The 24,032-nt window shown below is 70.3% G+C and carries 25 protein-coding genes; 6 read left to right on the top strand and 19 right to left on the bottom strand.

Going from position 1 to position 24,032, the window contains the following annotated elements:
- Nucleotides 1–3 precede the first annotated feature (3 nt).
- From ectA to AB0878_RS23680, 4 genes are all read right to left on the bottom strand, one after another.
- Entirely contained in the window at nucleotides 4–507 is a 504-nt protein-coding gene (gene ectA / locus AB0878_RS23695) for a diaminobutyrate acetyltransferase (RefSeq protein WP_366582424.1), read from the bottom strand.
- Between the two features lie 256 nt (nucleotides 508–763).
- Complete coding sequence (locus tag AB0878_RS23690; protein WP_366582423.1) at nucleotides 764–4,408, bottom strand: patatin-like protein; 3,645 nt, start codon at nucleotides 4,406–4,408, stop codon at nucleotides 764–766.
- Between the two features lie 49 nt (nucleotides 4,409–4,457).
- Complete coding sequence (locus AB0878_RS23685; RefSeq protein WP_366582422.1) at nucleotides 4,458–5,702, bottom strand: DUF445 domain-containing protein; 1,245 nt, start codon at nucleotides 5,700–5,702, stop codon at nucleotides 4,458–4,460.
- A 1-nt stretch (nucleotide 5,703) separates the two neighbouring features.
- Entirely contained in the window at nucleotides 5,704–6,495 is a 792-nt protein-coding gene (locus AB0878_RS23680; RefSeq protein ID WP_366582421.1) for an Abi-alpha family protein, read from the bottom strand.
- A gap of 76 nt (nucleotides 6,496–6,571) precedes the next feature.
- Here AB0878_RS23680 and AB0878_RS23675 point away from each other — a divergent pair, with 76 nt between their 5' ends.
- Nucleotides 6,572–7,420, top strand: a complete 849-nt coding sequence (locus tag AB0878_RS23675) for a maleylpyruvate isomerase family mycothiol-dependent enzyme (protein WP_366582420.1) — start codon at nucleotides 6,572–6,574, stop codon at nucleotides 7,418–7,420.
- Nucleotides 7,421–7,474: 54 nt separating this feature from the next.
- On the opposite strand, the gene AB0878_RS23670 is transcribed toward AB0878_RS23675, so the two are convergent.
- The 4 genes from AB0878_RS23670 to AB0878_RS23655 form a co-directional block, all read right to left on the bottom strand.
- On the bottom strand, nucleotides 7,475–7,840 hold the full coding sequence (locus AB0878_RS23670) for a lipopolysaccharide assembly protein LapA domain-containing protein (protein ID WP_366582419.1): 366 nt from the start codon (nucleotides 7,838–7,840) through the stop codon (nucleotides 7,475–7,477).
- Between the two features lie 81 nt (nucleotides 7,841–7,921).
- Nucleotides 7,922–9,055: a dipeptidase gene (locus tag AB0878_RS23665; RefSeq protein ID WP_366582418.1), complete on the bottom strand. Its 1,134-nt coding sequence runs from the start codon at nucleotides 9,053–9,055 to the stop codon at nucleotides 7,922–7,924.
- A gap of 10 nt (nucleotides 9,056–9,065) precedes the next feature.
- Entirely contained in the window at nucleotides 9,066–9,671 is a 606-nt protein-coding gene (locus AB0878_RS23660; RefSeq protein ID WP_366582417.1) for an alpha/beta hydrolase, read from the bottom strand.
- Nucleotides 9,668–10,633, bottom strand: a complete 966-nt coding sequence (locus AB0878_RS23655; protein ID WP_366582416.1) for a ring-cleaving dioxygenase — start codon at nucleotides 10,631–10,633, stop codon at nucleotides 9,668–9,670. The genes AB0878_RS23660 and AB0878_RS23655 overlap by 4 nt, the downstream gene beginning before the upstream one ends.
- A 94-nt stretch (nucleotides 10,634–10,727) precedes the next feature.
- On the opposite strand from AB0878_RS23655, the gene AB0878_RS23650 reads away from it, so the two are divergent.
- Together AB0878_RS23650 and AB0878_RS23645 are read left to right on the top strand one after the other, a co-directional pair.
- Nucleotides 10,728–11,180, top strand: a complete 453-nt coding sequence (locus AB0878_RS23650) for a MarR family transcriptional regulator (protein ID WP_366582415.1) — start codon at nucleotides 10,728–10,730, stop codon at nucleotides 11,178–11,180.
- Between the two features lie 47 nt (nucleotides 11,181–11,227).
- The gene (locus AB0878_RS23645) at nucleotides 11,228–11,608 is read left to right on the top strand and encodes a VOC family protein (protein ID WP_366582414.1); all 381 of its coding nucleotides are present in this window, start codon (nucleotides 11,228–11,230) and stop codon (nucleotides 11,606–11,608) included.
- Between the two features lie 14 nt (nucleotides 11,609–11,622).
- Here the strand turns inward: AB0878_RS23645 and AB0878_RS23640 are convergent, their stop codons facing one another.
- The 9 genes from AB0878_RS23640 to AB0878_RS23600 form a co-directional block, all read right to left on the bottom strand.
- Entirely contained in the window at nucleotides 11,623–12,123 is a 501-nt protein-coding gene (locus tag AB0878_RS23640) for a sigma-70 family RNA polymerase sigma factor (protein WP_366582413.1), read from the bottom strand.
- A gap of 122 nt (nucleotides 12,124–12,245) precedes the next feature.
- Nucleotides 12,246–13,100, bottom strand: a complete 855-nt coding sequence (locus AB0878_RS23635) for an amidohydrolase family protein (protein ID WP_366582412.1) — start codon at nucleotides 13,098–13,100, stop codon at nucleotides 12,246–12,248.
- A 13-nt stretch (nucleotides 13,101–13,113) separates the two neighbouring features.
- Entirely contained in the window at nucleotides 13,114–14,676 is a 1,563-nt protein-coding gene (locus AB0878_RS23630; RefSeq protein WP_366582411.1) for a benzoate-CoA ligase family protein, read from the bottom strand.
- A gap of 10 nt (nucleotides 14,677–14,686) precedes the next feature.
- Nucleotides 14,687–16,108 carry a benzoyl-CoA 2,3-epoxidase subunit BoxB gene (gene boxB, locus AB0878_RS23625; protein WP_366582410.1) on the bottom strand — a complete coding sequence of 474 codons (1,422 nt, stop codon included), beginning with the start codon at nucleotides 16,106–16,108 and terminating at the stop codon, nucleotides 14,687–14,689.
- A 4-nt stretch (nucleotides 16,109–16,112) separates the two neighbouring features.
- Nucleotides 16,113–17,768 (bottom strand): 2,3-epoxybenzoyl-CoA dihydrolase, encoded by a 1,656-nt coding sequence (gene boxC, locus AB0878_RS23620; RefSeq protein WP_366582409.1) that lies wholly within the window; start codon nucleotides 17,766–17,768, stop codon nucleotides 16,113–16,115.
- Nucleotides 17,769–17,799: 31 nt separating this feature from the next.
- Nucleotides 17,800–18,228 (bottom strand): hypothetical protein, encoded by a 429-nt coding sequence (locus tag AB0878_RS23615; protein WP_366582408.1) that lies wholly within the window; start codon nucleotides 18,226–18,228, stop codon nucleotides 17,800–17,802.
- Between the two features lie 65 nt (nucleotides 18,229–18,293).
- Entirely contained in the window at nucleotides 18,294–19,196 is a 903-nt protein-coding gene (locus AB0878_RS23610; protein ID WP_366582407.1) for a GNAT family N-acetyltransferase, read from the bottom strand.
- A 164-nt stretch (nucleotides 19,197–19,360) separates the two neighbouring features.
- Nucleotides 19,361–20,245, bottom strand: a complete 885-nt coding sequence (locus AB0878_RS23605; protein WP_366582406.1) for an aminoglycoside phosphotransferase family protein — start codon at nucleotides 20,243–20,245, stop codon at nucleotides 19,361–19,363.
- A complete protein-coding gene (locus tag AB0878_RS23600; RefSeq protein ID WP_366582405.1) occupies nucleotides 20,242–20,679 on the bottom strand; it encodes a MarR family transcriptional regulator in 438 nt (145 codons plus the stop codon). The genes AB0878_RS23605 and AB0878_RS23600 overlap by 4 nt, the downstream gene beginning before the upstream one ends.
- Nucleotides 20,680–20,725: 46 nt before the next feature.
- On the opposite strand from AB0878_RS23600, the gene AB0878_RS23595 reads away from it, so the two are divergent.
- Both AB0878_RS23595 and AB0878_RS23590 read left to right on the top strand, forming a co-directional pair.
- The gene (locus AB0878_RS23595; RefSeq protein ID WP_366582404.1) at nucleotides 20,726–21,187 is read left to right on the top strand and encodes a DUF1579 family protein; all 462 of its coding nucleotides are present in this window, start codon (nucleotides 20,726–20,728) and stop codon (nucleotides 21,185–21,187) included.
- Nucleotides 21,188–21,299: 112 nt separating this feature from the next.
- Entirely contained in the window at nucleotides 21,300–22,160 is an 861-nt protein-coding gene (locus tag AB0878_RS23590) for an alpha/beta hydrolase (RefSeq protein ID WP_366582403.1), read from the top strand.
- Here the strand turns inward: AB0878_RS23590 and AB0878_RS23585 are convergent.
- The gene (locus AB0878_RS23585; protein WP_366582402.1) at nucleotides 22,150–22,548 is read right to left on the bottom strand and encodes a hypothetical protein; all 399 of its coding nucleotides are present in this window, start codon (nucleotides 22,546–22,548) and stop codon (nucleotides 22,150–22,152) included. The genes AB0878_RS23590 and AB0878_RS23585 overlap by 11 nt on opposite strands.
- Nucleotides 22,549–22,556: 8 nt before the next feature.
- Nucleotides 22,557–23,333, bottom strand: coding sequence for a 2-keto-4-pentenoate hydratase (locus tag AB0878_RS23580; RefSeq protein WP_366582542.1), 777 nt, complete (start codon nucleotides 23,331–23,333; stop codon nucleotides 22,557–22,559).
- A gap of 161 nt (nucleotides 23,334–23,494) precedes the next feature.
- On the opposite strand from AB0878_RS23580, the gene AB0878_RS23575 reads away from it, so the two are divergent.
- The gene (locus tag AB0878_RS23575) at nucleotides 23,495–23,998 is read left to right on the top strand and encodes a VOC family protein (protein ID WP_366582401.1); all 504 of its coding nucleotides are present in this window, start codon (nucleotides 23,495–23,497) and stop codon (nucleotides 23,996–23,998) included.
- The last annotated feature ends 34 nt before the right edge of the window (nucleotides 23,999–24,032 follow it).

Raw genomic sequence — 24,032 nt, 5'->3', positions numbered from 1 at the left:
GGCTTATTGACGGATCAACGGACCGATACGGTAAAGGTTCTCGGGCTGGTGCCCACCTTCCCCATCTTCCGGGAAATCTTCGGCTTCGAACAGCCTGCTGCTCTCCAGCGCGGCGTTCCACCGCTTCGCGAACGACGCGAACAGGCGGATCGAAGCCTCGTTGTCAGGGGTGATCGTGGTTTCGAGGAAACGCACCCCGTCGTCGACCAGGCGGGCGTACAAGGCGTCGAGCAGCTGCCCGGCCAGGCCTTTCCCACGCTGCGAAGAGTCGACCGCGACCTGCCACACGAGCGCGACGTCGGGCTCGGACGGCCTCCGGTAGGCGATGACGAAACCCACCGCCTCGCCGTCGACTCGGGCGACCACCGAACTCTCCGCGAAATCGCGGCACCACAGCAGGTATGCGTACGGAGAGTTGAGATCAAGCTTCTGCGAATCGCGCGCGATTCGCCAGAGGGCGGCGCCATCGGCCTTGGTCGGGGATTCGATCAAGTGCTTTCCGGACATACTCAGGAAACGTAACAGAGAATTTTCACGCCGCCAGCGACGCGCGCCACGTCCACCCCGCTCACCTGCGGCAACGTGAATACCCCGGTGAGGAGCCCCACAAACACGTTTGATCGACCGAGTTCCGGGGCATGCCGTGCTCCTGGGCCACCCACCTCGGTGAGCAGCCTCGTCTCCCCCGACCATGACGCCTCAGGCGTTTCGGCGCAAGACGGACGAACTCAGCACCTGCTCAGGCGGCGCGTCTCGACTGTGGTCAGTCGGCTCCGTTGCGTGGTCCTCGCCTGGTCCGGCGGCGCAAGGCCGCGATCGGGGTCCAGATTGCGGGCAGCACGAGCAGCAGCACCACGAGCAGCCACCACACGGGCGCCTCGCCGCGCCGCCAGCCCGCGACCACCGTACCGAGCCAACCGAACAACGGCTGCGCCAGCGGCGGCAGGAAAGCCGCGAACAGCAACGCCGCCACCACGAGCACGCACAGCAGCGTGAGCACCATGCGCCACGTGCGTTTCACCGTCAGCAGGCTCACCACGAGGAACACGAGCGCGCCCGCGGCCACGGGCGGGCCGACCCACTGCAGCACCTGGCCGCCGTTGCCACCCAGCACGAGGCCGGCCACGGCCGTCACGGCGGCTGCGACGAGGTTCCACGGGCGGCCGAGCTTCGTCGCGCCCTGCGTGACCCACCACGCGCTGCGTCCCGTCGCCTGGGCCACCTTCGCGGCGGGCTGCAGCGACGTCGGCACGCGCGTGGCGCCCGCGGCGGCGTTGATGCCCGTCGCGCCGGCCTTCACGAGCGTTTTGGTGAGCAGCATCGTGCCGCGCTCGCCCTCGAAGCGTTCGGCGGAGACCTGGCAGGCCTGGAACGCGCGTTGCGTCGCGGCGGCGTCAGTCGGCGGCGCGGCCATGACCGCGCGGAAGGCCGCGGACGGCTTGCCGTTGCCTTCGGCCGAGTCTTCGGCCGCCTGCTTCGCGACGACCGGCAGCTCCTCCCGCGCGATCTCCAGCTGACGGCCCCGCGCGAGCACCATCGACGTCACCGGCAGGCTCGTCGGCAGGTCGTCGGTGAACGCCACGTCGGCCAGCTGCGCGTCGAGCCCCAGGAACGCGAGCTCCTCCCCGAGCTGCGCCACCAGCGGCTCGACCTCGGCGGCCGGCACGTTGTCCGCGACGCTCGGCACCTGCCAGCCGACGGCCTGGAACGCCTCGCGCACCTCGGTGCGGAAGGCCTCCGGCCCGACGACGTTGCGCAGCACCCGCAGCCGGTGCGGATCCAGCAGGCACTGCACCAGCCAGCCGACCGCGTCGACACGGCCCCACATCCAGTCGTTCGCGCGCCAGGAGGACTTGTAGAACGCGCCGAAGTAGTCCGCCTGCAGGCCGGTGAGCTTGTCCCAGCCACGCGGGCGGCCCAGGTCCAGCAGCGTCCGCGAATCCGCGCTGACCTGCACCAGATCCACCCGCTGATCCACCGACGGCGGCTGCGCGAGCAAGCCGCGAGTGGCGACGTGGAGGAGGATGAGGCGGGACATGAGGGTGCGCTCGCCGGTGGCGGGCTGGGCTGGGGTCTTGGGCCGCGGCGGGTCTTCCGGCAGCACTGCAACCGCAGGCTGGGCCGAGCCCCCATGCGACGCCGGGTCCACCGGCTGCGGCGCGACCGCAGGCTGGGCCGGGGTTGCGGGCAGCGGCGTGTCCTCCGGCTGCGCCACGACTGCAAGCTGGGCAAGGTTCTGAGGCTGCGCTGCATCCGCAGGCAGGGTCGGGTTCTCGGGCTGCATTGCGGCTGCAGGCTGCTCCAGCCCCTCCGACGGCGCCAAGTCCTCCGGATGCGCTGTGACCGCGGGCAGCGCCGGATCCCCCGGCTGCACGGCAACCACACGCTCGGTCGGGTTCTTGGGCAGCGCCGCGACCTCCGCCCGCACTACAACTGCAGGATGCGCCGAATCCTCCGACGGCGCCAAGTCCTCCGGCCGCGTTGCGACCGCGGGCTGCGCCGAGGCCTCGGGCTGCGCCGGATCCCCCGGCTGCACTGCGACCGCGGACTGGGCCGGAACCTTGGGCAGCGCCGTGTCCTCCGGGTGCGCTGCGACCGTAGTCTCCACCAAGGCCTCCGGATGCGCTGCAACCGCAGGCCCCGCCGGGTTCTGAGGCGGGTTGTCGGCCAGGCCGAACCAGCCGAGCAGCGTCGTGACGGTGTCGACGGCGTCGGCGAGCGCGGTGGTGACGGCGGGGGCCGCGGCGGGTGCGGGCGTGGGTGTCTGGCCGTTCGTCTTCAGCAGTGCGGCGGCGGCCGGCGGGGCGCTCGCCAGCTCGCGCAGCACCGGTGCGGCGTCGCGCAGGGCGGTGGTGACCAGGGGCCACGCGGCGCGCAGTGCGTCCGACTTGCCCAGCTGGGCCCATTCGCGGGCCAGCTGCGCGATCCAGTCGGCGGCCGTCGTGCCCGCGGCGGGTGGGTCGTGCTTCGCCACCCACGGGGAGATGCGGATGCCGCGCGCGGCCTTGCTGCGCGCGGCGTGCAGGCGGGCGCGGACGTCGTTGAGGGTGGCGGCCTGGTGTTCGTCCGGGCAGAGGTGGAAGGCGGCGTTGACGAGTTGCAGGCCCGTGGCGACCGAGTCGTCGAGGGCTGTGGTGCGGAAGGCGGCGAGGTCCTCGACCTGGCAAACGGCTCCGGGGGCCGTCGCCGGCATGCCGTGCCGCAGGCCTTCGGCGGCGACCGAGCGCAGTTCCGTCGACAGGCCCTTGGCCCAGCCCGCATCCTTGCCATCCATAGTGGACAGTGCGTAGTACCGCGTGGCCGTGCGCACCAGCTCGGCCGCGTCCTCGGCGACGCGCCGGTCGAGGTAGGCCGCCATCACGCGGTGGTCCACCAGCCGGCCGCCGCGAAGTCCCAGTGCGGCAAGGGAAACGCGGGTGTCGCGGGTGGCGACCACGGCGTCGTTGTGCGCGGTCAGCTCCTCCAGGTCGGAGCTGATCGTCTGGTTGATCACCGTCGAGACGACCTTCGCCAGCGCCGCGCCCAGCAGCGGCGGGTTCGCCGGATCGACCGGCACCGCGGCAGCCTCGGCCTCCACGGTGGGCACGACGTACAACAGCAGTCGCCGCACATCCGACGAAGACGGCAGCTCGAAGATCTCCCGCAACGCCGGCCGCAGCGGCTTGTTCACGAGCACACCGCCGTCGGTGAGCCAGTGCGACCGCGTGAGCTCGGTGTAGTCCGTCATGTCCGGGTGCTGCCGGTCCGCGACCCGGGGCCCGACCGGCAGCCGCGCCAGCTCGAACGCGCCGGGGAACGACGCGGTGGAGCGCGTCGCGAGCGCGAGCGGCGCCGTGACCTGGTTGTTCCACAGTGGACCCACGAAGCGGAACAGCATGCGGTGCTCGGTGTCGCGCACGAGGTTGCCGAGCGCGTCGTCGTAGCGCACGGTCTCGCCGTCGATCATCGTGCCCGGCAGCAGCAGCGTCATGTCCGGCGGCTCGGCCGGCGGGGTGCCGCCCGAGACGATCGCGCGGAACGCGCCGTCGAGACAGCCCAGGAACTGGTCGCCGTCGAGCAGCGAACGCGGCTGCGCCTCCTTCGGATCGCGGATCAGATTCGCCAGCGACGCGTCGGCCACCAGCGCGTCCCGCAGCGGTGCCGGCGACGACCGGAACGCCTCCGCCAGCCCGAGCCCCGCCGCGCCGACGCCGCCGGCGCTCGTGCCGGTGAGCACGTCGAGCCGCACCGTCGCCCGCAGCAGGTCGAGCAGCTTCCGGTACCCGCCCGGCTCAGCAGAGCGCGACGCCTGCAGCAGCGCCGACGTCTCGGTCGCCACGCCGCTCATCCACACGGCCAGGCTCGCGCCCCCGACCATGGTCATCGCGAGCCGGATCTCCTGCGGCCACGGAGCCGCTCCCTCGCCCATGCCGCACCCCTCGACGTGCCGTCCCGACGGCAGCACCCTAGCGGCGCGCTCAGGACGCGAGGTGCTCCAGCAGCAGAACTTGGCCCTCGCCTACACAAAACCCGAGTACCGCGCCCGTCGCGATGAGGATCCACTCGTCCTGCTGGAACGCCGGGCGCAGCAGCTGCTCGAACTCCTCCGGCGAGAGCTCCTTCATCTTGGTGACCAGCACGTTGCGGATGTCCATCGCGTCGGTGGCGTAGTCCTCGATGTAGCGCATCGTCTCCGGCAGGCGCGCCATGATCTGCTCGGAGATCGCGAACTTCACGTCCTGGTAGCGGCGGCTGCCGATGGCGAACACCAGCAGCGGCTTCGCGACGTTGGCCGCCCGGCCGATCTCCACGTCGAGCTGGCGCTGGATCAACGCCAGCACGCGGTCGGACAGCGGCCCCTGCAGGATCGCCTCGATCACGTTGTGCGGGGTGATGATCTCCTTGGCGATCAGCGCGCCGTACGCCTCGGCCACCTCCGCGCGCCGCTTCAGGAACAGGCCCTGCCACTGGACACCGAAGTACCGCTTGGGCTCCAGCGGGTAGAAGATCATGCGCAGCGCGAGCCAGTCGGTGAACCAGCCCGTGAACAGGCCGAAGATCGGCATGATCGGCGGGAACTTGAACAGCACCCACGCCACCATCTGGATCACGCCGATCAGCCCGCCGAAGAACAGGCCCGAGCGCGCGATGAACTTGAACTCCTGCTCACCCGCCTCCTGGAAGATCCGGTTGAGCAGGCGCTTGTCCTTCACCAGGCTGGTGACGACCATGCCCTTGAGGTCGAACACGCTGTCCACATCGGACTTGATGAGCTCCAGCACGGCCTTGACCATGTGCGGCGACTCGGTCTGCACGCGCTGGATCACCAGCCGCTGCACGCCCACCGGCAGCGATTCCCAGAGACCCGGCTGGTAGTGGCCCGCGACCTCGCGCACGATGTCCTCGACGGCCGCTTCCAGCGGTTTCGCGATCTCCTGCGCGATCCGGTCGGCGTCGAGACGGGCGACGATCTCGGCCGGCTTGATCAGCTGCTCGGTCATCGTGTCGCACGCGATGCTCGCCATGCGCGCCGCGCGTTTCGGCACGATGCCCTGCCAGCCGAGGAACGGTTTGATCCCGAGGAACTCGACAGGCTGGAACATCATGCGGATCGCCACGAGCTTCGTGCCGTACCCGATGAGCGCGGCGACGACGGGGATCGAGACGTAGAGCGGCCAGTGGCGGGCGAAGTCGTCGAGCAGGCCCGACAGGAACGCGCCCACGCTAGCCGAGGCTCGGGTCGCAGGCCTGCCAGAACTGAGCCCCGAGCCGCGAGATGTGCACGGTCCGGCGGATCACCTTCACCCGCTTCACCTGCTTCTCCACCTCGCGCACGGTCTCGTCGGTCAGGAGGATCTCGTACTGCGTCTCCAGCGCCGGAACCTCTTCGTCGAGGTCGACGAGGCCCAGCCCGATCAGCCGCGTGAGGTAACCGGGAACCTGGTCGGGCAGCGACACCCCGGCTGCCTTGCCGACGGTCGAGGCGTTGCGCAGCACGATCCGGCCCGCGCCGCCGAGGTTCGTGCGCTCGGCGACGTCGACGGAGGGGAACGGCGAACCGTCGGACAACGCGGCGAGGATGCGCGCCTCGTCGGGTGTGAGCTGGCGCAGGATGATCGCGTAGAGGTACTCGCGCGCGCGTTCGCGGCCGAAGCCGACGGAGTGGTTGAGCAGCTCGGCCATCGCCGCGCGCAGCGGCTCTTCGTGCTCGCGAGCGGGTACGAGGGTCACCGTGGACTCGACCACCCGGCCGCCTCGGTCGGGGCGGTTCATGGCCGACGCCGCGGTGAGCGCCGCGTGGTACGGGTCGTCGACCTCGTCGAGGCGACGGCGCAGCTCGCTGAGCAGGCTGCGCTCCACCTGCCGGATGCCACGCTCGGCCTGGTCCAGCCCGGGCAGCTTGCGGGTGAGCCCGAAGCCGGCGCGCGCAGCCCAGCCGGCCAGCTGCCCGGCGCGGCGGGCCACGTTGACCACGTCCTCGGCCGAGCCCCGGCCGTTCGGTCGCTGACTGTCCACAGGCGTGCTCCCCTCGTGTTCCGCGCTGATGCTACCTGCGAGTAGGCGATGCGGCAGGCGTGATCACCGGTGTTGGATGACGCGCATGACCGCCACCGCCTGGGGACCCCCGATCGACGTCCTCCCGCTGTTCGCCCGCGAGGAACAAGCCCTGGTCAGCGTGCTCACGGACCTCGACGCCGGCCAGTGGGCCGCGCCCACGGCGTGCCCCGGCTGGACCGTGCACGACGTGGCCGCCCACATCCTGGGCGACAAGCTCGGGCGGCTTTCCCGGGACCGCGACGGCTACCACGCCGAGGAGCCCCGCGAAGGTGAGCCGTTCCCGTCGTTCCTGCACCGGATCAACGACGAGTGGGTGCGCGCGTGCCGCCGGCTCTCGCCCGAGGTGCTGTTCGCGCTGCTCGTGGACAGCACGGCGCAGCTCACGGACATGTGGAAGCGCCACGACCTCGACGAGCTGGGCGGCCCCGTCACGTGGGCGGGCCCGGAGCCGGCGCCGCTCTGGCTCGACGTGGCGCGCGAGTACACGGAGCTGTGGGTGCACCAGCAGCAGATCCGCGAAGCCGTGGGCGCACCACTGCTCGACGACCCCGCCTTCCGCGCGCCGGTGGTCGACACCTTCATGCGCGCGTTGCCCCACACGCTGCGCGACGTCGAAGCCCGCAGCGGCCGTCAGGTCGGCTGCACCGTGACGGGCCCGAGCGGTGGCCAGTGGACCGCTCGCGCGTCGGCGAAGGGCTGGACGCTCGACCGCGGCGCGCCGACCTCACGCAGCCCGCTGGCTTCGGTCACCACGGACGCGGACACGTTCTGGCGCCTGTGCACGCGCACGGTGAAACCCGCCGACGTCGAGGACCGCGTGACGGTGAAAGGAGACGAAAGCGTTTGCGCGACGGTGCTCGAGATGGTTTCAGTCATCGCCTGACGCAGGTCGGCCCCATGGATGTCGCAAGCGCGGCATCCACTACGACCGCCCCGATCAGTTCTGCCGCTGACGCTTGGTCTGCTTCCTCAGCTGCATGATCCGGGCACCGCCGACCAGGCCGATGACCACCATGCCGCCGAGCGCGGACAGGAGCATCGCGATACCCAGCGGCAGGTTGCCGGCCATACCGAGGAAGTGCACCGTGACACTGTCGAGGTTCTGCAGGATGAACACCAGCAGGAACGCCAGCAGCACGATGGCCACGACCGCCGAGATCCAGGCCCCGCTGACCCGGGTGGGCCTGCGTTTCGTGGTCGTGGGAGGTGTGATCGGGTCGGTCCCGGGCACCTCGACACCCGGCACCTGAGGGGTCCCGGGGCTCGTGGCCCCGGTGGGGTTGTCACTTCGCGCGTGGGACATGCCCTGATTGTCCGCCCGCGTTCACCGGAACGCCGGTTCTGAAACCCTAACGGGTGAGTACCGGTCTTTCAGCGCTTGAGGTCAGTGCTTGTCCACGTCACGCAGCACCCGCAGCGAGTTGCGGCCGGCGAGCTTCGCGCAGTCCTCGTCGCTCCAGCCGCGGTCCATCAGCGCGGCGAACAGCACGGGGTACTTCGAGACGTCTTCCATCCCTTCCGGGAGCGTGCCGACGCCGTCGTAGTCGCCGCCGAGACCGATGTGGTCGATGCCCGCGACCTCGCGGGCGTGCTCGACGTGCGCCACGACGTCGGCGACGGTCGCCTTCGGCTTCGGCGGCGCGTCCCACGTCTCGGCGAAGCGCTTGCGCTGCCCGAGGTTGAGGAACTCCTCGCCGGCGGCGGCCATCGCGGCCTTGAGCTGCTCGTCCCAGGCGGCGACGGCCGGGGAGATGAAGGCGGGCACGAAGGTGATCATGGCGACGCCGCCGTTGCCGGGCAGCTGCGCGAGGACGTCGTCGGGGATGTTGCGCGGGTGGTCGTTCACGGCGATGCACGAGGAGTGGCTGAAGATCACCGGCGCGGTGCTGACCTCCAGCGCGGCGCGCATGGTGCTCGGCGCGACGTGCGAGAGGTCGACGAGCATGCCGATCTCGTTCATGGTCCGGACGACCTCGCGGCCGAAGTCGGTGAGGCCGCCGTGGGCCGGTTCGTCGGTTCCGGAATCCGCCCACGGGGTGTTGAAGTTGTGCGTGAGCGTCATGTACCGCACGCCGAGCCGGCGCAGGATCCGCAGCACGCCCAGGGATTCGTTGATGCTGTGGCCGCCTTCGGCGCCGAGGAGCGACGCGATCTTGCCCGCGGCGAACGCGGCTTCGGCTTCGTCGGCCGTGGTGACGAGCTCGAGCCGGTCGGGGTAGCGCTGCGCGAGCTGGTGCACGAGCTCGATCTGCTCCAGCACGGCGGTGACGGCGCTGTCGCCCGCGAGCTGGCACGGCACGTAGACCGACCAGAACTGCATGCTGAGCTTGCCGTCGGCGATCTTGGGGAAATCGGTGTGCAGCGACGGCTGGCGCACGGTCAGGTCGAGCGACCCGGCCGCGGAAACCGGGTCCGGCCCGCCCTGGTGGCGCAGCTCCCAGGGCAGGTCGTTGTGACCGTCGGACAGGATCGTGGTGCTCAGCAGGTTCGTCGCACGTTCGAGTGCCCCGGAAGTCATGACCTCGACCCTAGCGAGCGAGCCACTCCTTGGCCGCGCGGACGCCGTCGAGCGTGATCTGGTGCCCGCCGGGCTGGCGGTGCGTGGTCACGTCGGCGCCGCGCTCCTTGAGCAAGCGGACGTACTCCTCGGTGGAAGCCAAGGGGGCCATCGGGTCCTGCTCGCCGTTGGAGAGGAAGACGCGAGTCCCCGAAAGGTCGTGGTCCGGCGGTTGCGGGACCGGGGACATTCCGGAGAACAGCGCGGCTTCGGTGAGAACTTCCGGACGCAGGAGCGTGACGGCCGCGGCGATGTTGGCGCCGTTGGAGAAGCCGACGGCGACGAGGCGGCGGCCGTTGAGGCCGTACTCGTTCTTGGCTGCCACGACGAAATCGGCGAGGTCATTGGCGCGCCGGACGACGTCCTCGTGGTCGAAGACGCCCTCGGCGAGCCGGCGGAACCACCGTGCGGCACCGAACTCCGACACCGGACCGGCCGGGGCGAGCGTGGCCGAGCCGGGGCTCAGCTCGCGGGCGAGGCCGAGCAGGTCGTCGGGGCCGCCGCCGGTGCCGTGCAGCAGGAGCAGCACGGGCTTGTCCTGCTCACCCTCGGTGTACTTGTGCTCGAACGCGCTCACTTCTGCTCCGGGTTGTTCTCGCTGGGAAGGTTCAGCTTGGGCAGCATGTGCTCGATCTCGTCGCGGCGCGGTTCCAGCCACGGCGGGAGCTTCAGCGCGCGGCCGAGCTCGAGCAGCGGCTCGTCGTAGGTGAAGCCGGGTGCGTCCGTGGCCACTTCGAGCAGCGTGCCGCCGGGCTCGCGGAAGTAGATGGAGCGGAAGTACTGCCGGTCCAAAATGGACGTGACGTTGACGCCCTTGTCCACGAGCTCCTCGCGCCAGGCCGCCTGGGTCGGCTCGTCGGGCGCGCGCCAGGCCACGTGGTGCACGGTGCCGGTGGCGACAAGGCCACGCGGGGTCTCCGGCGTCACGAGCACGTCGACGAGCGCGCCCGGGCCGCCTGCGCCCGCCTCGAAGCGGAAGCGGTTGCCTTCCTGGCTGTGGAAGGAAAGGCCGAGGCCGTCGGTGAACATGCCGGCCGTCGCGTCCTCTTTGGACACCGAAAGCGTGACGGAGTGCAGGCCGCGGATGGCATTCTCCGCCGGGACGAGCTTCGTGTCCCACGGGTCGCGCGGGTCGCCCTGCGGGTGCGCGACGAGGGCGAGCTGCAGGCCGTCGGGGTCGCGGAAGGTGAGGGTTTCCTCGTTGTCGGCGTTGCGGATCTGGCTCGTCTCCACGCCCTGCGTCTTCAGGTGCTGCTGCCACCACCCGAGCGAGGTCTCCGGCACGGAGAACGCCGTGGTCGTCGCCTGGCCGGTGCCCAGCCGGCCGGCGGGCGCGTCGGACCAGGGGAAGAAGGTGATCAGCGAGCCCGGTTTGCCGGACTGGTCGCCGTAGTAGAGGTGGTAGGTGCCCGGGTCGTCGAAGTTGACGGTGGTTTTCACCAGCCGCAGCCCCAGGGTCCGGAGGTAGAAGTCGACGTTGCGCTGGGGGTTGCCGCCGATGGCGGTGACGTGGTGCAACCCGTTCGTTTTGATGGACATCAGGTCTCCTCGGGTGCTGGTGTCTCAAGCTAACCCCAAAAACCTCTCGCGCGCAAGATATATTCCGGTGAGACTGTGCGGTAGCGTGTGCGCCGTGACACCTGATCCGCGTACGGACGACGACGAGATCGTGACCTGGTGGGGCCTCGTGATCGAGGGCTACCTCGCCACGCAGGACAAGCTGATGGGCGAGATCGCCGATCGGTTCGGCCTGGCACCCGCGTCGTTCGACATCCTGCTGAGACTCGTGCGCTCGCCCGACCACCGCATGCCGATGACCCGCCTGGCCACCGAGGCGGCGCTGTCCAGCGGCGGTTTCACCAAGGTGGCGGACCGTCTCGTCGCCGCGGACCTCATCTGCCGCATCCCCAGCCCGGACGACCGCCGCGTCACCTTCGCCTCCCTGACCGAGCACGGCCTGGACGTCGCCCTGAAAGCGCGCTCGGCCTGTGCGGAAATCCTGCGCCGCATCGTCCTGACCCCCCTTGGCGACGACGCGTCCGCCCTCGCCTCCGCCATGCGCACGCTGCGTTCGGCCAACGGCTGAAAAACGCGCCCTACCGACGTTTTGCCTGGTCGGCGCATGCTGCTGACATGCTTACCGACTCGACCATCACCACCATGCTCCCGGTGTCCGACGCCACCCGCGCCGCACACTTCTACGCCGACTCCCTCGGCCTCGCCCCCGTCACCACCGGCGAAGACGGCACCCAGTACTTCGCCGCCGGCGCCGGCACCATCGGCCTGCGGCTCATGCCGGAGGGGACGCAGAGCCCGAACACCGCGTTGAGCTTCGAGGTCGTCGACCTGCCGGCGGAGATGACCCTGTTGGAACGGCGGGGGGTGCAGTTCCAGGACGTCGACGTGGAGGGCCTGAAGACCGTCGACCACGTGGCCCAGGTGGGACACGAGCGGGCTGCGTGGTTCTCGGATTCGGAAGGCAACGTTTTGTGTCTGCACGAGCTCCTGGATTGATGCCGGTTTCGTGCTCACGGATAGGTGTAGCCCTGCGCGGTGAGGCGGTACCTCAGCACCGCGAGACAGCGGCTGCGCACCTTGCCCACGCTGGTCGGCGAGATCCCCAGCTCGGCCGCGACCTCGCGGACCGACAGTTCGGGCCGGTGCGCGAGCAGCCAGACCAGGCGCCGGTGGCGGTCCGGCAGGGTGTCGACCGTGCGCCACAGCGCGGTGGCCACGTCGTGGTCCAGCGCGGCCGCTTCGGGTGACTGCGGGACGCCCGCCGGGGCGGCCGCTGCCTCGACCTGCGCGGACCGCGCCCGCCGGACGACGGCGCGGATGGCGTGCCGCCGGGCGACCGTGGTGAGCCAGGCGCCGGGGCGCGAGGGGTCGTGCACGGTGTGCGGCCGGCCGAGGAAGTCGGCCCACGCCGCCTGGCAGGCGTCCTCCGCGTCGCCGCGCAGGCCGGCGTCGGCGGCGACCACGCGTACGACCCGCTCCGAAATCCGGCGCAACTCCCCGTCCTCGGCCATGCCCACGTCCTTTCGTCCGCAAACGCAGACGACGTGACCACCCCCGCCGGCTCCCGATCACCGGAACGACCGCCGAATCGGGCGACTCCGCGTATCCGCAGGTCACCCCAGTGCACGAGGTGCTACTTCAACCCCGGCATCAGCCTCAGCGCGTTGCCCGCCAGCACGTCGGCCAGCGTTTCCTCCGGCAGGCCCAGCCCGGCGATCGACCGGACGTTCACGGCGGTGCCCGGGACGCCCGGCCAGTCCGTGCCGAAGATCCACTTGCGGGCCAGGCGGGGCAGGTCGAAGCGGGCGTAGTAGTCCGGCAGTTTCTTGGGTGGCAGGCCGGCGAGGTCGAGCCAGACGTTGGGGCGCGACTGGGCCATGAAGGCCGCCGTGTCGTACCACCAGCCGCGGCCGCCGTGGGCGAAGACGAAGTTCACGGTGGGGAAGTCTTCGACCACGTCGGACAGCAGAGCAGGGTCGCCGAAGCTCGCGCGGGAGCCCGGGAAAACCGAGAGGCCTGAGTGCAACACGACGGGCACACCGAGGGACGCGCACAGCTCATACACGGGGTAGAGCTCCTTGTCCGCGGGCGAGAAACCGCCGTGGACGGGGTGGAGCTTCAGCGCGACCGCGCCCAGGTCGAGCTGGCGGGCGACCTCGTCGCGCAGCGGGTGGTGCAGGTGGGGATTCACGTTGGCCACCAACCGGAACCGCGAAGGGTTGTGCGCCACCAGAGGCAGGTTGTCCTCGATCGGCTGGATGCCGGTGGCGCGCGGGCTGTACTCGCAGAACAGCAGCACGCGGTCGACGCCCTCGGCGTCCATCAGCTCGTCCATCGCGGCGGGGATCACGGAACCCGCGTCGTCGTAGACCGTGCGCCACGGGTGGGCGCCGGCGAAGTCGCGGGCCCACTCCATCCAGGCCGGCTTGAGCGTGGGCAGCCGGGGGGTGTGGACGTGGGCATCGACCACGAAGCGACCGTCGATCATGCCGGCCAGTCGATCACGGTTTGGCGGGAACCACGAGCAGCGACTCGCGCACCCGGTCGCGGATCACATTGCGGCGGATCTTGCCCGTCGCCGTCTTCGGCAGCTCCGGCAGCTCCACCACACCTCGGGGCCGTTTGAACGCCGCCAACCCCGCGCGGCAGAACTCGATCAGCTCATCCGGGTCCACGGCGAAGCCCGGCGCCGCGACGACGCACGCCACCGGCTTGTCGAGGCCGTCCGCGTCCGGCGCGGCCACCACGGCCACCTCGGCGACGGACGGGTGCTGCAGCAGCCGGTCCTCCACTTCGGACGGTGACACCCAGATCCCGCCCGCCTTCAGCATGTCGCCGAAACGGCCCAGGCAGGTCAACGTGCCGTCCTCATTGCGGACGTAGCTGTCACCCGTGCGCAGCCATTCGCCCTGGAACACGCGTTTCGTGGTCTCGTACCGCGCCCAGTAGCCCATTGCCGTCGACGGGCCCGACACGAACAGCTCACCCGGCTGACCGGGGCCCTCAATGAGCCCGCCGTCCTCGTCGCGGATCTCCACGGCGTAGCCCGGCACGGCGGTCCCCGTGCTGCCCGGCCGGATCGAGCCCGGCCGGTTGGACAGGAAGATGTGCAACGCTTCCGTGGAGCCGATCCCGTCGAGGATCTCGACGCCGAAGCGGTCGCGGAACCGCGTGAAAATGGCGGCGGGCAACGGTTCTCCGGCCGACACGGCGTAGCGCACGGAGGCGAACGAGTCGTCCGGGACGTCGCTGGCCAGCACGCCGGCGAAGAACGTCGGAACGCCGAAGAACAACGTCGGCTTGTCGGCGCGAGCGCGGGCGGCGAACAACGCCGGCGTCGGCCGCGCGGGTTCCAGCAGCGTCGTGCCGCCGGCCGCGAGCGGGAAGAACGCCGAATTCCCCAAGCCGTAGGCGAAAAACAGCTTCGGCACGGACAGGAACCGGTCGGCCGGCGTCGTCGCCAGGATGGAGTGCGCGTAGGTCTCGCACACCGCGCGGATGCTCGCGTGCCGGTGCATCGCGCCCTTCGGCTGGCCCGTCGTGCCCGACGTGTACAGCCACAACGCGGGCGAATCCTCCCACGTGCGAGCGGGTTCCAGGTCCAGATCGTCCACAGTGGTCAGTTCGGCCCACGTGTGCGTGGCCACGCCCGCGGGGAACTCCGCCGCCTCCGCGCGGTCCAGCAGCACGTCGGTGACCTCGGGCGCGGCCGCCAGCGCACCGACGGCCTGCGCCGCGAACTCCCCGGACACGCACAGCACGCGCGCCCGCGAGTCGGCCAGGACCTTGCCCAGCTCGAGGCCCGTGACCATCGTGGACACCGGCACCGCGACGGCGCCGGCCAGCATCGTGCCGAGGATGCCCGTGAGCAGCTCGACGTCGTCGACCATGCAGAACATCACGCGCTCTTCCGGGCGCACGCCCAGGGAACGCAGGCCCGACGCGACCCGGTGGGCCTCGTCGGTCAGCTCGGCGTAGCTCAGGGTCCGCCGCGCGGAAACCACGGCGGGTGCGTCGGGACGCCCCTGGGACAACAGGTATTCGGCTGCGTTGAACCCGCCCATGGGGCCCCCTCTAGGTGAGGTGCACGTACTCGTAGTCGAACGGTTTGCCGTTGATGCCCTGCCTCGGCGGTGCGACCCAGCTGGCGATCTTCCCGCGCTCGTACACCGGGTGCATGAGCGAGCGGACGAACGTCAGGTCCTCGGCCGTCGGCAGCCAGCGGTGCCGGCTCGCCTCCCACGTGGCCTCGTCGACGATGTTGCCGTCGGGAGTGATGTGGTGGCCGGAGTTTATGCCGACCTCGCGGTTGAAACCAGGGTGCGGGAGCTTGAAGCGGAAGTCGATGTCCGCGTCCGCGAGGATCTTGTTCCAGCGGTTGACGCCGGTCTGGCAGTCGGCCGTGTACTCGCCGCGCAGGTCGAGGTTGAGCAGCAGGATGGCCTGCAGCTCGTCGGAGGTCCACGTGCCGTCGCCGTTGGGGCGGTCGAGGTCGCGGCTGTCGTCGGTGAGCTTGTGGTCGTCCTTGCGCCGCGTCTCCTGCCAGCGGCCCTTGAGGCCCGCGGTGTAGTAGTTCGCGGCGTTCGTGGAGGTCTCGCTGCCGAAGAGGTCGAGCGAGACGGTGTAGTGGAAGTTCAGGTACCGCTGGATGATGTCGAGCGGGATGCCGCCGTGCGAGGCGATGTCGAGCGTGTCGTGCTCCCGGATGAGGTCGGCCGAGCGCTGCACCACACGGTCGACACCCGTGGTGCCGACGAACATGTGGTGCGCCTCTTCCTTCAGCATGAACTCGCACGTGCGCGACAGCGGGTCGAAGGAGGACTCCTTCAACGTCCCGAGCTGGTACTTGCCGTCGCGGTCGGTGAAGTAGGTGAACATGAAGAAGGCCAGCCAGTCGGCCGTTTCCTCGTTGAACGCGCCGAGGATGCGCGGCGCGTCGGGGCTGCCGGAGTTGCGCAGCAGCAGGCCTTCCGCCTCGTCCCGGCCTTCGCGGCCGAAGTAGGCGTGCAGCAGGTAGACCATCGCCCACAGGTGCCGGCCCTCTTCGACGTTGACCTGGAAGAGGTTGCGCAGGTCGTACAGGCTCGGCGCGGTCAGGCCCAGCAGCCGCTGCTGCTCGACCGACGCCGGCTCGGTGTCGCCCTGGATCACGATCAGGCGCTGCAGGTCGGCGCGGTACTCACCGGGCACCTGCTGCCACACGGGCTCTCCGGCGTGCTCCCCGAACGCGATGCGCCGGTCGGGGTCGCGCTCGGCGAGGAAGATGCCCCAGCGGTAGTCGGGCACGTTCACGTGGTCGAAGTGCGCCCAGCCCTCACGCCCGACGCTCACGGCTGTGCGCAGGTAGACGCCGTGCGTCTGCAGGGTGGGGCCCATCTCGCCCCACCAGTTCATGAACTTCGGCTGCCAGCCTTCCAGCGCCCGCTGCAACCTCCGGTCGTCGGCGAGGTTGACGTTGTTGGGGATCTTGGCGTCGTAGTCGATCCGCTCGGGCATCGCTTCAGACCCGCTTCCTGTCGAAGATCGCCTTCTGGCCCGTACCGTAGCGGCGCAGCGCGCCTTCCGGACCAGAAGCGTTAGGTCGGGTGAAGATCCAGTTCTGCCACGCGGTGAGGCGGCCGAAGATCTTCGTTTCGATCGTTTCCGGGCCGACGAACCGGTGGTTCGCCTCCATCCCGGTGAGCGCGTCGGGGCTCAGCGAGGCGCGGCCCTCCAGCGCGATGCGGATCTCGTCCTCCCAGTCGAGATCGTCCGGCGCGTCGGTGACCAGGCCCAGCTCCACGGTCTCGGCCGGCGTCAGCGCGTGGTCGCGCTCGCGAACCAGCCAGGAGAGGTGGTCGTCGTCGCCGTAGAAGCGCGACTGCAGGCGGGTGAGTCCGTTGCCCATGGGGAACGGGCCGAAGTTGGCTTCCGACAAGGTGATCGACGCGCGTTCTTCCGAATCCTCGTCGTCGATCGGCGGACCGTCCAGGATGTACTGACGGTCGGCGGCGAGCGCGAGCTCCAGCAGCACCCCGGCGAAGCAGCTGCCCGGTTCGATGAGCGCGACGAGCGTGCGGCTGGTGACGTCGAGGCGCTTCAGCGTGCGCTTGTAGTAGTGCAGGATTTCGGTGCTCAGCCAGTCTTTCGCGCCGAGCACCTGCTGCTCGTGAGCGAGGACCTTCGCCTGGTCGCCTTCGGTGCGCAGGACCCACGTGCCGAGCTCGGTTTCGTTGGCGCGCAAGCGGAGGATCGCGTCGTCGAGCTCGCGGGTGAGGCGCAGCAGCCAGCCGTCGGCGCCCTCGGCGTGCAAGTCACCGGGTTCGCCCTCGGGGCCGCGGACGGTGATCGTCGCGAGCGAGGCGGGACGGTCGTAGGTGATGTCGACAAAGCGGTACTTGATGCCGTCGTCGGTGACCTCGGGATCCAACGGCGTGAGCGGCACGCCCTTCTCGCCCGGCAGGCGCTCGGACTCGGCGGCCAGCTCCTGCGCCCGCGCCAGTACGGACTCGCGGAACCCCACGCGGGGCACGAGCTCGTCGACCAGCCGCCAGTCGACGGCCGTCTTGCCCTTCACACCGTCCGAGCGCGTGGCGAACACGTCGGCGAGGTCGCGGCGCACCCGGCGCTTGTCGACCACGCGCGTGAGGCCTCCAGTGCCGGGTAGCACGCCGAGCAGTGGCACCTCGGGCAGCGCGACCGTCGACGAGTTGTCGTCCACGAGCAGGATCTTCTCGCACGCGAGCGCGATCTCGTAGCCGCCACCCGCGCAGCTCCCGTTGACCGCCGCGACGTACCGCTGACCGGAGAACTCGGTGGCGTCCTCGATGCCGTTGCGGGTTTCGTTGGTGAACTTGCAGAAGTTCACCTTCCACTCGTGCGGCGACGACGCGAGCATCCGGATGTTGGCGCCCGCGCAGAACACCTTGTCCTTGGCGCTCGTCACGATCACGGCCTTGACCTCGGGGTGCTCGAACCGCAGGCGCTGCGTGGCGTCGTAGAACTCGATGTCCACGCCGAGGTCGTAGGAGTTCAGCTTCAGCTCGTAGCCGGGTACGAGGCCGCCTTGCTCGTCGACGTCCATCTCGAGCCAGGCGACCTCGCCGTCGACGCTGAGCTTCCAGTGCCGGTAGGTGTCCGGATGGCGCTCGAACGTCACAGTCGTGGTGGTGGTCACTCCCTGATTGTCTACATATTAGTGACTAGCGTCAATGTTGTGTAGACGCTTGATCTCCGACACTCACCCGGTTGAGCCGCGCCGCCGCCCAGGACACGAAGAGCCACAACGCTATCGCGGCCGCCGTGTCGGTGAAGATCGTCGCGAACCAGAACGCCGGGATCTGCGGCACGCCCACCAGGAAGTGGCCCGCGCCGACCAGGCCACCCAAGGAGCAGACCAGCAGGAATCCCAGCGCCCGCCAGTACCGGCCCTTCACATAGAGCCGATAGCCGGCCAACCCGAACGCCGTGAACAACACCCACCCGAACGCGACCACGATCTGCGCCGCGAGCACGGGGATCCCCGGGATCTGCGGGTAGTCCTGCGCGCGGATGACGTTGTGCGCGTAGTGGAAGGTGGTCGTGAGCAGCGTGAACGCCAGGATCACGCGGAGTGCGGCAAGACCTTTCTCCGGCATCGTCGTTCGCCCCCTCGTGCGATTTGATAGATCGCTCTAGCGAGAGAGTAACGCCTGGTCGGCACTCACACCAGGTCGATGCGGTGGTAGCTCACGGGATAACCGGCTTTCGCGAAAGCCGCCGCCATGGGTCCGTTCGTGACGTCCGTGGCGGCGACGATCTTCTCCGCGCCGTACCCGACGAGCTCGTGGGTGGCCTCGACGAGCAGGTCGTAGGCGTATCCGTGCCCACGGTGCTCCGGCACCACACCGACGTACGCGACGATCGGCGCGCTCGGGTTCCGCGCGGGGATGGTGAGGCCGACGAGGTCGCCGTGTGGGGTGTACGCGAGCCGCCACCAGTCGCGCGGGCTGGGGAGCCAGCGCAGGAGGTCGAGGTCTTCTCGCGCCGCCGCGTCGAGCCCGTGCTGCGCGGTGGTGCGGCGGACGTGCGCGTCGAGGCTGCTCTGGTGGACGCGTCGGAAGACTTCGAGGAGCTTGTCGTCGTCGGGTTCCGCGCGGAACTCGAGACGGCCGGGTTTCCCGGGGAGCCCGTTCGCGGTGGTCCAGGTGTAGCGGTACCGCTCGACGAGCACCTCCATCCCGGCGGCGGTGGCGGCTTGGATGCGGTTTTCGACCTCGGGTTTTACGGCCGGGTCTTCGCGCCAGCCCGGCGGGACGGTGAGGGAGTACTCGGTGCGGAACGGCGCTCGGCGGAGGACTTCGATGCCGGCTTCGAGGTCGGTGAAATCGAACCAGTCGAGGGCCAGGGGTGCTTCGTCTTTTTCGCTCGCCCACCAGGCCGCGCGGGCCACGGGCTCGCCGTTTCGCGTCGCGACCCAGGTCCACTCGGGACGGTATTCGCGGCGTTTCGCCATTTTTTCGTAGTCCCGCCCGAGCAGGGCACTGCCGATGCCCTGGGTGGCGGGCAGGTCGGTGAACAGACGCTCCTCACCCGCGACGAGCGGGCGCACGACCAGGTCGGTCATGTGTTTCCTTCCGGGAGTTCCGCGCTCCCGTCAGGCCCTCGGCACCCTCAGCCGGAGGTGGGAACGCGCGACCGAGTAGCCGAACATGGCGTCCACCTCCTGTCCTGTGTGGTGAGGGTGCTGGGCGGTACTCAACCTGGTTGCCGCGGGGGCGGTCAACTGGTTTAGACGAGCAGGGCGGCCAGGGTGTCGACGACGGCGGTGACGGCGGCCGGTTCGCGCAGGTGCCTTGACCACAGGGCCGACTCGGCCGCGCGGGCCTGCGTCCAACGACGCACCCGTTCACGGTCGACCTCGGCTGCCGCGGCGAACTCCGCGATCCGCCGGTTTACGGCCTGGCGCAAGCTGACTTCCGCCGTGACCGCGGGCCAGTCGCCGCGTAATACGGGGAGCAGCTCGAACTCCGGGTCGCCGGCCAGCCCGTCGGGATCGATGACCCGCGGTTCGTCGTGGCTGCGCATGATGTTGCCGAAGTGCAGGTCACCGTGGAGCAGCGTCGTCTGGCACTCGGCCGCGAGGTCGCGGACGCCGGCCACCGCGGCGTCGATGATTCGTGCCGGCAACGGAGATCCGAGCCGCTTGGCGTGCCCGGGCAAGTTCCAGCCGAGCGCTTTGTCCGCCAACGACGGCAAGCCGGGCGGGGCGGGGATGGCCAACCGCCGGGCGAGGCGGCCGACCGTGGTGAACGGGGCCGGGTCCGGCTTTGCCAGGGGCTGCAGCCGTTCGAGCAGCATCGCGAATCGGTTGTCGTCGCGTTCCAGGAGGCGAGCCGCGCCGTTGCCCTGCCACGCGGCCAGTGCCACTGGCTCGGCGGTGTTCACCGGTGACGGGAACCCCAGCTTGAGCGCGACCTCGGTGCCATCCGCGCGGACGGCGGGGACCACCAGGCCGACAAAGCCGTGCAACACCGGCCCCGACACGGGGCACGACCAGCGCTCCAGGAACTCCGCCGCCAAGTCCGGCAGCGACTTCACCCAGCGCCTGCCCGCGTCGCCCTCGCGGGCGGCCGTTGCCGCGGCGAAGGGCGGTGGCACGGTCAGGCGGGTCACGTCGGCTCGGTGAGGCGGGCCCGCAACGCCGCGAGCGTCCGAAGCGTCACCTCCACGTCCTCGGGTGACAGCCCCGAAGCCACATCGTCCGCCCACCGCGCCTGACGGGCGCCGAGGTCGCGGAGGGCCGACCGAGCCACGGGCGTCAGCTCCAGAAGCGGCGCGCGCGCATCGGCGGGGTTCGGGGCGCGCGTGAGCATTCCGTTGCGCAGCAGGCGGTTCACCGTCTCCTGGACGCTCTGGCGACGTAGGCCGCGGCGGCGGGCCAGGTCGGCGGCCGTGGTGGGGCCGTCTTCGAGGAAGCCGAGGACCAGCCACTGGGCGGCGGTGAGGCCGTCCGGCGCGGTGAGGGCGTCGCCCGTCGCAAGGAGGGTGCCGTTGGTGAGGAAGACGTCGTTGACGAGCTGGGTGAGGCGCTCGGCGCGGCGGGTCATCGTGCTAGCGTGCCATATTGACAGGTACCTGTCGAAAGGAGAAGTCATGGAGATGCCCGAAATCACCCCAGCGCACGAGGAACTCAAGGCTCTGATCGGGGACTGGGCCGGCGTGGAGGAGCTCGCGGCCTCGGCCTGGGCACCGACGGCCACCGCGAAGGCGACTGCCACCTACCGAGGCGCGCTGGACGGGTTCGCGGTGGTGGAGGAGTACACCCAGACGCGCGAGGACGGCAGCACCTTCCTGGGCCACAACGTTTTCACCGTCGACCCGGCCACCCAGGAGACGCTCTGGTACGGCTTCGACAGCTACGGCTTCCCGCCCGAGCCCGGGCGCGGCGAGTGGCGCGAGGGAACCCTGCACCTCGAAAAGCGCACCCCGCGTGGCGTAGCGCGGCACCGGCTGACCCCGGACAACGACGTCCTCACCCACGAGATCGACGTGAAGATGGGCGACGCCGCGGAGTTCGGCCCGTTCCTGCGCGCCCGGTACACGCGCACGCACTGAACTGTGCCGTTGCTTACCAACCCGACCACAGTCACGGCGGGAATGGTTGCCAGGCGCGGTAACGTGCGGCCGGGCGCCCGCCTACTTCTGGTCGGATTGGTAAGAAGAGACCATGACCGAGTCGACCACCCAGGCCAACGGCATCACCCTCTGCCACGAGGAGTTCGGCGCCGCGACGGCACCGCCGCTGGTGCTGATCATGGGGCTCGCCGCGCCGATGACCTGGTGGGACGACGATTTCTGCGAGCAGCTCGCCGCGCGCGGGTTTCGCGTGGTGCGCTTCGACAACCGCGACGCCGGGCGCTCGCAGCGCATGTCCGGGCGCGCCGACGTCGTGCGGGCCTACCTGCTGCGCGCGGCGCCGTACTCGGTGGCCGACATGGCCGACGACACCGCCGGCCTGCTCGACGCCCTCGGCATCGAGCGCGCCCACGTCGTCGGCGCGTCGATGGGCGGCATGATCGCGCAGACGCTCGCCATCCGGCACCCGGGGCGCGTCCGGTCGCTGACGTCGATCATGTCCACCACCGGCAGCCGCCTGATCGGCCACCCGAGCCCGCGCGCGGCCGCGTCGATGCTCGCGCCGCAGCCGCGCAGCCGGGCGGAGTACGTCGAGCTGCTGGTCAAGACCTTCCGTCTCATCGGCTCCCCCGGCTACCCCTTCGACGAGCAGCGCATGCGCGAACGCGCCGAACGCACCTTCGACCGCGGCGTCAACCCGGGCGGTGCCGCGCGCCAGCTCGCTGCGATCCTCTCGACCCGCGACCGCACCGCCGCCCTGCGCCGCCTCACGCTTCCGTCGCTCGTCGTCCACGGCGCGCGCGACCCGCTCGTCCACGTCTCCGGCGGCCGCGCCACGGCCCGCGCCCTGCGCGCCGACCTCGACGTCGTCCCGGGCATGGGCCACGACCTGCCGGAACCCATCTGGTCCCGGGTGCTCGACGGCATCGCGCGGGTGGCGGCTAAAGCGTGACGACACCGAGGTGCGTGAAGTGCGCCGCCACGCGGGAACCCACGGCGACGGGCCCGGTCAAGCCTTCCGTGGCCACGAGAAGGCCCTCCTCGGCGGCAACGCCCTCGATCGCCTGATATCCCACCGCCGCGCCCGTGGCCGTGTCGACGATCTGCCCGTCGACTTCGAGCAGCACCGCTTCCATCGTGAGGTCGAACCCCTCGGGCGAAACCCCCACCGGACCGAGCCGGACGGCCACCAGGACATCCTCCTCAAGCAGCGCGATACCGCCGTACACGCGCGAAACAGCCTCAAGTGCAACCACGCCTGGCCCTGCCAAGCCCCGACGCAGGCGGAAAACCAGCACCGGCCGCGCCCGCATCCTGGCGGCGACGGGAGCCGTGAGCATCTCGTCCGTTACGAACACGGGTCCTCCTCCGCCGCGAACACCGCGGTCACGCTGCCCAGCCCCGCCATCGTCGCGACGACCGTGTCGCCCGGCGCCACCGGAAACGCGCGGGTCATGGACCCCGGCAGCACCACGTGGCCCGGCTCCAGCGTCACGCCGAGCGGGCCGACGGTGTTGGCCAGCCACACCAGCGCGTTCACCGGCGAGCCCAGCACGGCCCCGCCGGCGCCGGTCGCGGCGAGCGTGCCGTTCAGGTGCAGGGTGCAGCCGGTGAGCCGCAGGTCCACGTCACCCAGGGCGGTCGGGCGGCTGCCGAGCAGGACACCACCGGAAGACGCGTTGTCGGCGATCGTGTCGAACAGCGAGATGCGCCAGTCGCGGATGCGCGAGTCGACGATCTCCAGCGCCGGCAGCACGAAGTCGACAGCGCGCACGGCGTCGGCCACCGTCACGCCCGGTCCACGCAGGGGCGCGCCGAGCACGAACGCGATCTCCGGCTCGATCCGCGGCTGCAGGAACAAGCCTGCCGGGATGGGCTGGTGTTCGAGGTGGAACATCGACGCGGTGAGGTGGCCGTAGTCGGGCTGGTCCACGCCCATCTGCCGCTGCATCGCGGCCGACGCGAGCCCCACCTTGTGGCCGCGCACGACGTCGCCGGCCTCGACCCAGCGCCGCACGAGCGCGAGCTGGACCCGGTAGGCGTCCTCGGCCGTGCCACCCGCGAACGGCTCGACGGGCTCCCGCCGTTCGTGGGCCCGGGCCAGGCTGTCGACGACTTCGTGCAGGTGCTCCACGCCGACGGACTCTCCCGGACGAGCCGGCCCCGGCCAAGGCGTTCGTTCCACTGAACGGCACGATGCAATCTCTCGCGTAGAAACTTCTTGCGCGCGAGACATATGAGGAGTAGCTTTTGAAGCACCAACCCCCTGAGAGGACGTGACCGGAGATGGCACCCACCGAGACCGAAGTCGCGAAGCTCGCCGAAGCCCGTGACCAGCTGCGGGACAAGCACCTCCACCCGGCCGCCGTCCGGCCCACGACCGCGGGCCGCGGCATCCACCACACCGCCCTGCTCTCCAGCGACGTCGAGCGGACGATCAGGTTCTACCAGGACGTGCTCGGCTTCCCGCTCACCGAACTGATCGAGAACCGGGACTACCCGGGTTCCAGCCACTTCTTCTTCGACGTCGGCAACGGCAACGCGGTCGCGTTCTTCGACCTGCCGGGCCTCGACCTCGGCCCGTACGCGGAGGTCCTCGGCGGCCTGCACCACCTCGCGCTGTCGCTGACGCCGGAGAACTGGGCCGCCGCGCGCACCCGTCTCGACAAGGCCGGCGTGAAGTACCTCGAAGAGAGCGGCACGTCCATCTACCTCACCGACCCGGACGGCGCGCGCATCGAGCTCATCGCCGACGACCTGGGTGAGATGTACGGCTCGAAGATCGGCTGACGCGGAATCCCTTGTTCGCCAACAACGTTCCCCC

Source organism: Amycolatopsis sp. NPDC047767 (assembly GCF_040704195.1).
Lineage (GTDB): Bacteria > Actinomycetota > Actinomycetes > Mycobacteriales > Pseudonocardiaceae > Amycolatopsis.
The sequence above is the reverse complement of the archived record's forward strand: the minus strand, read 5'-3'. Positions and strand labels throughout refer to the sequence as shown.